We start from the raw sequence: 12,484 nt of genomic DNA, 5'->3' as shown, positions 1-12,484 counted from the left end.
TTTTAAATTCGAGCGAATGTTTGCGATATGGTTTTACTTTCATGGTTACTGGCTCCAAAAAGGTGTCTACTTTTATGGAGTCAGATCACTGACAGCTGAAAGCTGATGGCTTAATAAACTTCACACCTACAAGCTTCCCCTCGCTAACTTTGGTTATTTACCCTTGATACTTTTTCTTTATCTTTTCGATAATCTCAACATTGGCGGCTGGGAAGCTGTAATCATCAAGCTCGCTAAGTGCAACCCATTTACCTTGTTGGCCTTCTGCACCATGAGCCGTGCCAGTGAAATCATCAACAATGTGCACATCTAAGCGTACGCATTTATCGCCGTAGTCATGTTCAATAACCATCAGCTCTTCACTACCATTTACGGTTAGGTTTACTTCTTCTAATAGCTCACGCTGTAACGCTGCAAACACGCTTTCGCCCTGTTCTACTTTACCACCTGGGAATTCCCATAAGCCGCCTTGATGTTTGTCGTCTGGGCGCTTACAAATAAATAATTGCTGATCTTTATAAATAACACCGACTGCAACATGCACTACTTTTTTAGTCATTTGTTGTTTCCTTATTCATAAAAAAAGCGACGCAAGCGTCGCTTTTTATCACCGTGTTTTGGTTATTTTAATTTACCGCAACACTGCTTAAATTTATTACCTGAACCACAAGGGCACGGCTCGTTACGGCCAACTTTTGGCTCTGCACGTTGAGTTACTACAGCACCTTGAGGTAATTCGCCACCAATGTGCTCAGCTTCTTCGTGTTGGTATTCGCGCGGTGCATTTTCGCTACGGCGATGTTGCTCTTCAACTTTCTCAACATCTTCTTCAGCGCGAACTTGTACTTTACTTAAAATACCCACAACGTCGATTTTTAAGTTCTCAAGCATTTCAGAGAATAGTCGAATGATTCACGCTTGTACTCTTGCTTAGGATTCTTCTGTGCGTAACCACGTAAGTGGATACCTTGACGAAGGTGGTCCATCGCAGCTAAATGATCTTTCCAATGTTGGTCTAGGCTTTGTAGCATAATCGCTTTTTCGAATTGACGTAGTACAGACTCGCCTACCATCTCTTCTTTTTGCTTGTATGCTTGCTCAACCGCTTCTTCGATACGCTCACGAAGTTTCTCTTCGTATAGTTTGTTATCGTCAGCTAACCATTGTGAAATTGGCAGCTCGATTAAGAAATCTTGTTTTAAGCGCTCTTCAAGGCCTGGGATATCCCACATTTCAGCTAAGCTTTGCGGTGCAATGTATTGATCAATTGTACCGTTTAGTACATCGCTGCGAATGGCAGTGATAGTTTCTGAAATATCGCCTTCTTCAAGAAGCTCGTTACGTTGTGAGTAAACAACACGACGTTGGTCGTTTGCTACATCATCGTACTCAAGTAATTGTTTACGAACGTCGAAGTTACGTGCTTCAACTTTACGTTGTGCGTTTTCGATTGCGCGGTTAACCCAAGGGTGCTCAATTGCTTCGCCGCGTTGCATACCTAGTTTACGCATCATGTTAGTCATGCGCTCACCAGCGAAGATACGCATTAGCGCGTCGTCCATTGATAGGTAGAAACGGCTTGAACCAGCATCACCTTGACGACCAGAACGACCACGTAGCTGGTTATCGATACGACGAGATTCGTGACGCTCAGTACCAATGATGTGTAAACCACCCGCTTCGATTACTGCATCGTGGCGTTTTTGCCACTCATCTTTAATCGCTTTGATTTGTTCATCAGTTGGGTTTTCTAGCTTTTCAACTTCGCTGTGCCAGTTACCACCTAACACGATATCGGTACCACGACCGGCCATGTTAGTCGCAATGGTTACTGTGCCTGGTAAACCTGCATCGGCAACGATGTCAGCTTCTTGTGCGTGGAACTTAGCATTTAGTACGTTGTGCTTAATTTTTTCTTTACGTAAGAACTGCGATAAGTACTCAGAACTTTCGATAGAAATAGTACCCACAAGTACTGGTTGGCCGCGTTCTTGACAATCTTTGATATCAGCAAGAATGGCTTCGTACTTTTCTTCTTGTGTTAAGTAGACAAGGTCAGCACGATCATCACGGATCATCGGCTTGTTAGTTGGCATTACTACTGTATCTAGACCATAGATAGACTGGAACTCAAACGCTTCTGTGTCTGCTGTACCTGTCATACCCGCTAGTGTTTCGTATAAACGGAAGTAGTTTTGGAATGTGATTGATGCCAATGTTTGGTTTTCGTTTTGAATGCGTACACCTTCTTTCGCTTCAACAGCTTGGTGTAAGCCTTCTGACCAACGACGACCTTCCATTGTACGGCCAGTGTGCTCATCAACGATGATAACTTCGTTTTCTTTAACAACGTAATCAACGTCTTTTTGATATAGCTTGTGAGCACGAAGTGCCGCATACACATGGCTTAATAATGTGATGCTTGAAGCTGAGTAAAGTGAATCACCTTCTTGAATTAAGCCTCGCTCAATCAATAGTTCTTCTACTTTAATTTGACCACGTTCAGTTAAGTGAACTTGCTTAGATTTTTCATCGATAGTGAAGTCGCCGTCACCTTCAACGCCTTCTTCATCTTCTTTTTCTTGTAGCTCAAGTTCTGGCACAATTTTATTGATTTCGATATATAGCTCAGAGCTGTCTTCAGCTGGGCCTGAGATAATTAGCGGCGTACGCGCTTCATCGATTAGGATTGAATCCACCTCATCCACTACTGAGTAGTAAAGTGGGCGTTGTACACGTTCTTCAATGCTAAATGCCATGTTATCGCGAAGATAATCAAAGCCAAATTCGTTATTGGTACCGTAAGTAATGTCAGCAGCGTAAGCGATTTTCTTTTGCTGCGGCATCATGCCTGGTACGTTACAGCCAACTGTTAGGCCTAAGAATTCAAATAATGGGCGGTTAGTTTCGGCGTCACGTTTTGCAAGGTAGTCATTCACGGTAATTACGTGAACACCTTTACCTGTTAAACCACGAAGGTATGCAGGTAATGTTGCAGTTAGTGTTTTACCTTCACCGGTACGCATTTCTGCAATGCGACCTTGATGTAAAACCATACCACCTAGTAGCTGTACGTCGAAGTGACGCATGCCGTTTACACGCTTAGATGCTTCACGTACCACAGCAAATGCTTCTGGTAAGATATCATCTAGGCTTTGTCCGTTATCGTAACGCTCTCTAAATTCTGCTGTTTTTGCTTTTAGATCTTCATCAGAAAGCGCTTCTAATTGCGTTTCAAGCGCATTGATCAGTGCGACCGTCTTTCTTAGGTTTTTAATAGTGCGGTCATTGCGACTACCAAAAATCTTGGTAAATAAATTAGATATCATGATAAAACCGTTACAATATATTCTTTGTTAGCTAGTCATTAGCTAACCCACTTTCTTCAATTGATAATTAATATGCGCTTATGCTCATGATGTAGGGCATATTAATTAACAATTTATCAGTACGCTGTTCAAAACACCGCTTATTTCGTGCGCTATCATACCAGAGTCTGCGCAACATCAAACCTTCTGTGTGTGAAGATATGGATTTTCAGCAAGAAAATTTAAAAATCAGCCGTAAACTTTAGTTTAACCCAGCAAAAATCACGAAAATTAAACTACTGAGTAGATATGGCGACAATAAGAATAAAATCAAGATCAGGGGAGAAAAAAGGCGATGCGAGATGCGAGATGCGAGATGCGAGATGCGAGATGCGAGTTATCGTAGGCGCGATTTTACATCGCGCAATAAAAAGATAACGCGCGAAATAAATTTCACGCCTACACCAAAACGTAGGAACGGCTTTAGCCGTGAAAAAATAAAGATGTTCGGCGTTAAAACGCCTCCTACAGAGTTTTATTGCTGAGGGAAATTCAACACCATACACCCCCACAGTTCGGCTGACGTCTGACGGCTGAAAGCTGACGGCTCCTTAAATTTCGGCACTAAAGTACCTCCTACGGGGTAGGCTCACAAACCACACCGTTCGGCTAAAAGCTGAAAGCTGACGGCTTTATTTACTTTTTCCGTCCATGTTGCGCTAAACGCTCTAACTTGGCTTTTAAAGATGGTGGAGCATCTGCGGCGATGGCGTTGAGGTAATCGGCTGTTTGTTCGCTCATTTGGCGTTTCGAAACAGGCTTTTGCTCTGGTTTATTTGTTGCCGATAAGCGCTGAGTTGCTTGTGGGTTTGCGGTAATTTTAATTTGCCCAAGCTCTACCATGCCAGCGGCACGAAAATGCGAAAGCATATCCATTTTTAAGTAATTTAAACGCAGTGCAATCGGTGCCGAAATAGCTTCAATCATCAAAGTACCATCACGGTAATTACTTACCCGGCATTTTTTTGAAAGCGTTTCACCTAAAAAATCATCAAGAATGCTTTGTTGAGAAGACAAGCCTTGGGTTTTACCAGCATAAGATGCCAAGCGACCACTCAAGCCCGCCATAATATCGCCAAGTGCTTTTGGCGCGTATCTATCTTTTGCCATTAATCGTCTACCTAAAAGGGTTAATCACCACACAGAGAATATACCATCTAGGTAAATATGAAGCTATTAGGTTCGAAAACAGTGGTTAGTGGTTAGTGGTTAGTGGTTAGTGGTTAGTGGTTAGTGGTTAGTGGTTAGTGGTTAGTGGTTAGTGGTTAGTGGTTAGTGGTTAGTACAAAGTAAAATACATTTCATGTGTAGCAAGTTCTTTGTTTAATTACACAAAAAATAAAACCATCCTCTCGATCAACTGATATCTAACTTCTGAATTCTAACTACTAAAAATCCGACTTCTAAAATCTAACTCCTATTATAAAACCACCGCGCGAAATAAATTTCACGCCTACATCAAACGTAGGCGTCACGCTTGCTTGGCGCGTCTAACATTCAACACCAAACCCGAAAATCATTAAAGAGCCCACAAACAACACCGCTCGGCTCAAAACTTAAAGCTTATAGCTTTAAGCTTCTCTTCCTCCCCCGTGAGTGTTTCTGGTACACTTTTCCTTTGTTTTTCATTTGATTTGCGCGATGACTCAACACTCTCTTACTTTAATCGTATTGGCTGGCGGGCTGGGTAGCCGCTTTGGCGGAAACAAACAAATTGCCGAAATCCCGGGGCTAGGCTGTACCATCATGGAACTGAGTATTCAGGATGCGGTTAAAGCAGGTGTGAGCCAAGCGGTGATCATCATTAATAAAAACATTCGTGCTGAATTTGAAGCGACGATTTTACCGCGCCTGCCTAAGTCGCTCGAAGTAATCTTAGTTGAGCAACAAATTAACGCGCTGCCACATGGTTATGAGCACTTAGCTGCTGAACGCCAAAAGCCATGGGGCACAGGTCATGCGTTACTTTGCGCAAAACCTTATGTGAATAACCCTGCTATTGTCATTACAGCCGATGATTATTACGGTGAGTCTTCTTTTGCCATTATTAGCGAACACTTCAAACAGCATAGCAATTGGGCGATGGTAGGTTACCCGATTAAAGATACACTCTCCGAAGAAGGTGGTGTAAACCGCGGTGTATGCTCTGTTGATAGCCACCAGCATTTAACTGATGTGGTCGAGTATCTAGATATCAAACTCGAAAATAATGTTTTAAAAGGCAACAATCCACATGGTGAAAGATTACAAATTGCCGATAATGCCCTAGGCTCAATGAGCTTTTGGGGAATAACACCTTGTTTATTTAATGACTTAGAAACAGGCTTTATTGAGTTTTTAGAAAATACTGACAACGGTGTCACGAAAGAGTATTATTTACCAAATGAGATACAACTCGCGATTCAAGATAACCGCCAAGCTGTAACCGTTTATACTGCACAAGAGCCATGGTATGGCGTGACCTACAAAGCTGAACTGGATGCAATAGCACACACTTTATGTCAGTTACGTCGTAAGCTAAACGATTAGACCCTCGCCTCTTCTTGCAAAAAATAAGTAATGGAAAATTAATGAAGTCGAACCCTGTTGCAACTTATCTTTCTGAGCACTTTGGCTTAAGCACAGATAACGTAACGCTAAAGCCTATTGGCAATGGCCACATCAACACAACCATGTTACTTAAAACAGAAGAAAACGCCTTGGTTGTGCAAAAGTTAAATACCGATGTGTTCCCTAATCCTGAGCACCTAGTTGAAAATGCACGGCTCATTGAGCAGCACCTAAGTGAAAAGCACGACAATGGTGAATACAGCCTCGAAATTATTCGTCATGTTCCAACTATCGAAAATGACTTTTTAGTTGAATGCGATCAAGGTGTTTGGCGTGCACTCGAATTTATTGGCGGCAGTTATAGTGAAGATGTTGTAGCAACTATCTCGCAAGCACAAACTGCAGCCAATGCATTTGGCCAATTCGCGCTAGCACTACAAGATTTTCAGGCTGATCAGCTGCATCATGTGATCCCTGATTTTCATAACCTAGCAATGCGTTTTGATGCTTTCAAAAAAGTTCTCGAAAAAGACTCTGTAAACCGTCTGGCACTTTGCCAAGACGACATCGATTTTTGTTTAGCTCAGCAATCACTTGTTGAAGAACTAAAACAACTTGAAGGAAACATTCCTTTAAGACCTTGTCATAACGACACGAAAATCAACAACATGCTTTTTTGTAAACAATCAGATGATGCAAAAGCCGTCATCGACCTCGATACCTGTATGCCTGGCTATTGGTTATTTGATTTTGGTGATATGGTGCGTACCTTCTGCTCTCCTGAGCAAGAAGATTCAACCAACCTAAGTAATGTACGTGTTCGTGAAGAAATCTTCGCCGCCATCGTTAAAGGTTATGTTGAACCACTACAAGATGTGATCACCGATGCCGAAAAAGAAAGCTTTTGGTTAGGCACTAAAGTTATGACCTTTATGATTGGCCTGCGCTTTTTAACAGACTTTATTGATGGCGATAACTACTTTGCCACCAAACATGCAAACCACAACCTAGAACGCGCCCGCAACCAGTTTGCTTTATATCGCGACATTCTTGAAAAAGAACATACGTTAAAAGCGATTTTAGAGATAAATAAAAGGTAAAGTTGCGAGTTGCGAGTTGCGAGTTGCGAGTTGCGAGTTATCGTAGGCGCGATTTTATATCGCGCAATAAAAACACCGCGCGAAATAAATTTCACGCCTACACCACCGTAGGAACGGCTTTAGGCGTAAAAAGACTTATACCAGCTTACAAGCTTAGCAACGCCTTCTTCTACACCTACCGCAGGCTTGTATCCTGTAGCGGTAAATAAGTCTTGGGTGTCAGCAAAGGTTTTGTAGACATCACCCGCCTGCATTTCTCTGAAGTTTTTCTTTGCCTCGATGCCTAGCTCAGACTCTATTGACTCAATAAATTTCATCAAATTAATTGGGCTACCATGGCCAATATTATAGACTCGATATGGTGCGGAGCTTGTCGCAGGAGATCCAGTTTCTACTCGCCAGTTATTATCACGTTCAGGAATAACGTCGGCCGCTCTTACAACACCTTCTACAATATCATCAATGTAGGTAAAATCTCGCCACATATCGCCATTGTTGTTTATATCTATCGTATCACCTGCCAGCATTTTTTTAGTGAAAATAAATGGTGCCATATCTGGACGACCCCAAGGACCATATACAGTAAAAAAGCGTAACCCTGTGGTAGGTAAATCATATAAATGCGAGTAACTATGAGCCATAAGCTCATTTGCTTTTTTTGTAGCAGCATAAAACGAAACTGGGTGGTCAACACTGTCGGTTGTTGCAAATGGCGTTTTCTCATTTAAGCCATAAACAGAACTAGATGAAGCATACACCAAGTGTGCAACCTGGTTATGACGACATCCTTCTAAAATATTTAAATGACCTACTAGATTAGAATCAGCATAAGAATCTGGATTTTCAATTGAATAGCGCACCCCAGCTTGAGCAGCCAAGTGAATAACGCGATCAAACTTTTGAGTTTTAAATAACTCTGCAATGTCTTCACGGTCTGCTATATCAAGCTTTTTGAAAGAAAAGCACTCATGAGATTCAAATTGAGCTAGCCTTGCCAATTTTAAGTTAACATCGTAATAATCGTTTAAATTATCGATACCAATAACATCATTCCCTGCTGCTAATAGCTTCTGGCACGTTGCTGCACCTATAAATCCGGCGGCTCCGGTGACTAAATATTTCATTGTTAACCTTATCAAATCGCAATAGACCCAGATTTATCTAATTAGGTCCAAAGCACAGCATAATACCTTAAGATTTTGGAAGTTAAAATTATAAGTATGTAATTGAAGTTTCTTTTAGTATAAGTTCTTATTAGTGACAGCATAAATCAGGAGATTATTATGCATATAAAACACCACGGAGCGGTGAAAGGCGTAACTGGGTCTTGCCACCAGCTATTTATTGATGACACAAATTCTGTACTTGTTGATTGTGGTCTATTTCAGGGGGAAGACAGCAAACAAGACCTAGCTATTGAGTTTGATATATCAACGGTAAAAGCGCTGATTGTCACGCACTGCCATATCGACCATGTTGGTCGCATACCCTACTTACTTGCCGCAGGTTTTAAAGGGCCTATTTTCACCTCTATTGCCACCGCCAAGTTATTACCCATGGTGATTGAAGATGCTTTAAAAGTGGGTGTAACTCGCGATGAAGCAATGATCCGTACTTGCTTAAAGTTACTAAAACAACAGATTGTCTCTCTTGATTTCAATACATGGTACTCCATTCCCGTAGGAGTGGGCTTTAGCCCCGAAAAAGTAGCCTCAAGCAAGCAAAATTCATTATATAAAATCCGCCTGCAACGTGCCGGTCACATTTTAGGCTCTGCCTATGTTGAAATTGAGCTAGGTAAAAAACCAAACACGCATAGAGTGGTATTTTCTGGTGATTTAGGTGCACCTTACACGCCATTATTACCGACGCCAAAGCCACCTTATCGCGCCGATACATTAGTTATTGAGTCGACCTATGGTGATAAAAACCATCAAGGTCGTAAAGAGCGCGTAGCCGTACTTAAAAAGGTTATAGAACGTGCCGTAAGCGATAATGGCGTAGTACTCATACCCGCTTTTAGTATTGGCCGAACTCAAGAGCTACTCTATGAGTTTGAACAGCTTATTCACTGTGCAAGCAAACGTTCTATGTGGCATAAACTGCAAATTATTGTAGATTCGCCAATGGCAGCCAACTTCACAAATGAGTATCTACACTTTAAAGAACTATGGGATAACGAAGCAAAAAAGCGCGTAAAACAAGGTCGTCACCCGCTTGACTTTAATCAGCTACACACCATTGATAGCCACCAAGAACACCTTGCCCTGATTAACTTTTTAGCCTCTAAACAACAGCCAGCAATAATCATTGCTGCCAGCGGTATGTGCAATGGCGGCAGAATAGTTAATTACCTAGAACGGTTTTTACCCGACAAAACAACCGATGTCATTTTTGTTGGCTACCAAGGGCAAGGAACCTTAGGCCGAGAGATTCAAAAGTACGGTCCACGCGGCGGCTATGTATTTATCGATAATCAAAAAGTCATGATTAAAGCGCAAATTCATACCATCAGCGGCTACAGCGCCCACGCAGATCAAAAAGGACTTATCAGATTTGTCACCCGCATGCGCAAAAAGCCAAGTTTAATCAAAATCGTCCACGGTGATGAGCAAGCCAAACAAGCACTAGCAGAAAAGCTTAAAGTAGAGTTAGGCGAAAGGACAAAAGTAGTGGTTAGTGGTTAGTGGTTAGTGGTTAGTGGTTAGTGGTTAGTCAATACAAGGAGTTAGTTATGAACTTTGAAAACCTAGATGTATGGAAACGGTCTGCACGATTAAGTGCTGAAATTTACAAATCAACAAATGAATTAAAAGACTTCGGCTTTAGAGATCAGTTAACCCGCTCAGGCTTATCAGTGCCTAGCAACATTGCTGAAGGAGTTAGTCGTGAAAGTTACAAAGAGAAAAGTCGGTTTATAGATATCGCGAGATCTTCGCTTGCAGAAACAAGAACACAAATCTATATAGGCCTGGAGATAGGCTACTTAGAGCGTGAAAAAGCATTGTATTGGATATCAGAAACCAAAGAGTTAGGGGCCATGTTAACGGGTCTAAAACAACAGTTTGATAATAGAAGTTAGTGGCTCTAACCACTAACCTCTAATATCTGACTTCTTATGTTTGACTCGAATCTCGCCCCTCGCTACTGCGAGTCGCTACTATTTATAACTCTCATACGCTTCTTTCATTCGCGCTAGGTTGCTATAAATATAGCTAGAGGTTAAACGACCACGTTTGTACATTGTTTTGTCCAAGGTGATTTGTGACGAAGGTGCATAAGCTTGGTTAAATACGAGTGTATTCAACTTGCCTATCTGAGTACTTAAGCCAATTCGCCAATTATCACGGCCTTTTAACTGGCCAAAAGGTGTTACTTTCATATCTTTGCGCGGTGTAAGCGGTATATTAATTGCTACACCGGCTTTTTGCGCGTCAGTATTCTCGTAATATACAGCTACATAGCTATCACCAAACCAAAAACGGCTCTCTAACTGATAACCACTATCGCCATAAAAATACTGACCAGCAGTTGCATGTAAAGTAATATCTCGCTCAACCCAGTTATATTGGTAAGTAAGAGTTTCGTATTCACGAGATGCACGGTAGTCGGCATAATCAAAATAAGCTATTTTAGCACTAACAACATGGCGGCCTTCAGGGCTTAACCATGCTGTTTCGTTAATGATTGCCTTATAATCAAAATAACTTTTAAAGAAGCCTATTTGAGTTTGGTTATAAAAGCCAAACGGTAGTGCAAAAGTCTGGTGCAGCATTGCATCTACAATACCTTCATCAAGACTGTAATTATTAAACACACCGTTATCTTCAAAATCACTGGTTTCATCTAAAATCGTTTGCCCTGTTACTTTTATACCCCCACCTTGCCATAATGGTACGTCAAGTTCAGCACGTAAACCAATAGAGTAGTCAAATACACCAAATTCCGTTGCATAAGTGTTCGATGTAGCTGGGCTAAGTGTTAAGCGCGGCTTAAAGTAAGGGCTTGCTTCTGCTTTACCGGCCCATACAACGCCTTCGGGTATATTTGCTTTGCCTTGCTGTACATTCAGGTCTGGGCTTACGCCTTTTTCGATGAACAAGCGGTAGTTATCGACCTTACCCTGAATAGCAATTAAAGGGATATCAGTTTTAGAAAGTTGTACGTTAAAATGCGTACTTTCGTTAGTTACACTTTCGGAAATACGGCCAAGTACAACACCAATGGCATCGATGTCGTTACGGTTAAATACCGAGTTTTCAAAGTTTACAAATACGGTATTAAGATTATAGCCCACCACTACATTTTCAAAGCCATCGTTAATGAGTGCTTCTTTTAATTCAATTACTTGGCTATTTAAACTTGAGTTGGCTAGTTTTTGCGTATTTGCTGTTGGCGCTTGTTTTACGCTTGCAACCGTGAGGGCTTTTGCTTGTTCAGCTAATTCTGGCGCCATGGCTGTTTGCATAAAACCGATACCATGATCATCTATTTTAGCTATTGGCTTTGTAGTAGCTGGTGCTACATAAGGGGCAGCTTCAACTTTTTTATAATTTTGTTTATCTTCACTCGAAAGCGGCATACTAAAGTTAACACCCCAATAAGTGTCTTCTTCTGAGTAATCGGTATTACTGTAAAAACGGCTGGTAAGGGTTAGCTCGCCAATATCATACAGCCACTTTTTAGGAATAGTCACTTTAGCACCCGCATTAAATGCCTCTGCATCATGCTCTGCTTGTAAGCTAAACCAATCAAAAACTTGATACTCTATACCACCAAATACGCCATCCATCTCGCCATGAGGGCGTTTACTTTTTGCGATACCTGCTGAAAACCTAAAGTTCCATAATTCTTTTGATGCCACAGCATAATATGTTTCATAAAAATTAATATGCCCACCAATATCTTTACCCCCTACAGCTAGACTAAACCAATCTTTAGGAATATATGGTATTTGGTACTTAGCATTAAATGATAAGTCTCTGATTTGTTTTTTTCCTTCACCAAAATATAAATTGTCGTGCATAGTGTTTGAAGCTATAAGGCCACTCACTTCTAAACCATCAAATAAGCCAGCACTGACAATAAAATTATGACCCTTTACATATTGGTTACTGCGATCAAAAAGCTCATTGTTATGACCAAAGCCTATTACTCCTTTTTCTTGAACTTCAGCGTTAGGAGTATTAATAAGGCCAGTATAACCAACGAAAGATTGATGTGAGTTAATTTGATCTGCAAAAACAAGTGGTGAGCTTAGAGCTATTGCACTACCTAAAAAGACATTAAGCTTAGACATAAACTATTCCGAGTTAAAATTATAAAAATCCTTAAATTAGATTAAATATAACATTAGAAGTGAAAAACGAGAAGTTAATAGCGTAGCGCTAGGTGCTAGGTGCTAGGTGCTAGGTGCTAGGTGCTAGGTGCTAGGTGCTAGGTGCTAGGTGCTAGGTGCTAGGTGCT

At 41.3% G+C, this 12,484-nt stretch carries 8 protein-coding genes and 1 pseudogene; 4 read left to right on the top strand and 5 right to left on the bottom strand.

Features of this window, described 5'->3' with window-relative positions:
• Positions 1 to 157: 157 nt before the first annotated feature.
• The 3 genes and pseudogenes from mutT to C2M25_RS06470 all read right to left on the bottom strand — a co-directional run bounded on the left by mutT (position 158) and on the right by C2M25_RS06470 (position 4,478).
• Complete coding sequence (gene mutT / locus C2M25_RS06480) at positions 158 to 559, bottom strand: 8-oxo-dGTP diphosphatase MutT (protein WP_105180733.1); 402 nt, start codon at positions 557 to 559, stop codon at positions 158 to 160.
• Between the two features lie 62 nt (positions 560 to 621).
• Positions 622 to 3,329 (bottom strand): annotated as a pseudogene (gene secA / locus C2M25_RS06475) (preprotein translocase subunit SecA).
• Between the two features lie 675 nt (positions 3,330 to 4,004).
• Positions 4,005 to 4,478, bottom strand: coding sequence for a DUF721 domain-containing protein (locus C2M25_RS06470; RefSeq protein ID WP_105180732.1), 474 nt, complete (start codon positions 4,476 to 4,478; stop codon positions 4,005 to 4,007).
• A gap of 531 nt (positions 4,479 to 5,009) precedes the next feature.
• Here C2M25_RS06470 and C2M25_RS06465 point away from each other — a divergent pair.
• On the top strand, positions 5,010 to 5,897 hold the full coding sequence (locus C2M25_RS06465; protein WP_105180731.1) for an NTP transferase domain-containing protein: 888 nt from the start codon (positions 5,010 to 5,012) through the stop codon (positions 5,895 to 5,897).
• Positions 5,898 to 5,938: 41 nt separating this feature from the next.
• Positions 5,939 to 7,018: a phosphotransferase enzyme family protein gene (locus C2M25_RS06460; RefSeq protein WP_105180730.1), complete on the top strand. Its 1,080-nt coding sequence runs from the start codon at positions 5,939 to 5,941 to the stop codon at positions 7,016 to 7,018.
• 119 nt (positions 7,019 to 7,137) lie between these two features.
• On the opposite strand, the gene C2M25_RS06455 is transcribed toward C2M25_RS06460, so the two are convergent.
• Positions 7,138 to 8,142, bottom strand: a complete 1,005-nt coding sequence (locus C2M25_RS06455; protein ID WP_105180729.1) for an NAD-dependent epimerase — start codon at positions 8,140 to 8,142, stop codon at positions 7,138 to 7,140.
• A 159-nt stretch (positions 8,143 to 8,301) separates the two neighbouring features.
• Here C2M25_RS06455 and C2M25_RS06450 point away from each other — a divergent pair, with 159 nt between their 5' ends.
• Positions 8,302 to 9,705, top strand: coding sequence for an MBL fold metallo-hydrolase RNA specificity domain-containing protein (locus tag C2M25_RS06450; RefSeq protein ID WP_105180728.1), 1,404 nt, complete (start codon positions 8,302 to 8,304; stop codon positions 9,703 to 9,705).
• A 47-nt stretch (positions 9,706 to 9,752) separates the two neighbouring features.
• Positions 9,753 to 10,100 carry a four helix bundle protein gene (locus C2M25_RS06445; protein WP_063701664.1) on the top strand — a complete coding sequence of 116 codons (348 nt, stop codon included), beginning with the start codon at positions 9,753 to 9,755 and terminating at the stop codon, positions 10,098 to 10,100.
• Positions 10,101 to 10,178: 78 nt separating this feature from the next.
• Here C2M25_RS06445 and C2M25_RS06440 read toward each other — a convergent pair whose 3' ends face one another.
• On the bottom strand, positions 10,179 to 12,317 hold the full coding sequence (locus C2M25_RS06440; protein WP_105180727.1) for a YjbH domain-containing protein: 2,139 nt from the start codon (positions 12,315 to 12,317) through the stop codon (positions 10,179 to 10,181).
• Positions 12,318 to 12,484 lie beyond the last annotated feature (167 nt).

It is taken from the genome of Pseudoalteromonas sp. T1lg21 (genome assembly GCF_002964625.1).
GTDB classification, from domain to species: Bacteria; Pseudomonadota; Gammaproteobacteria; order Enterobacterales; family Alteromonadaceae; genus Pseudoalteromonas; species Pseudoalteromonas gelatinilytica.
Note: the sequence above shows the minus strand (reverse complement) of the source record. Positions and strands in the feature narration are given on the sequence as shown.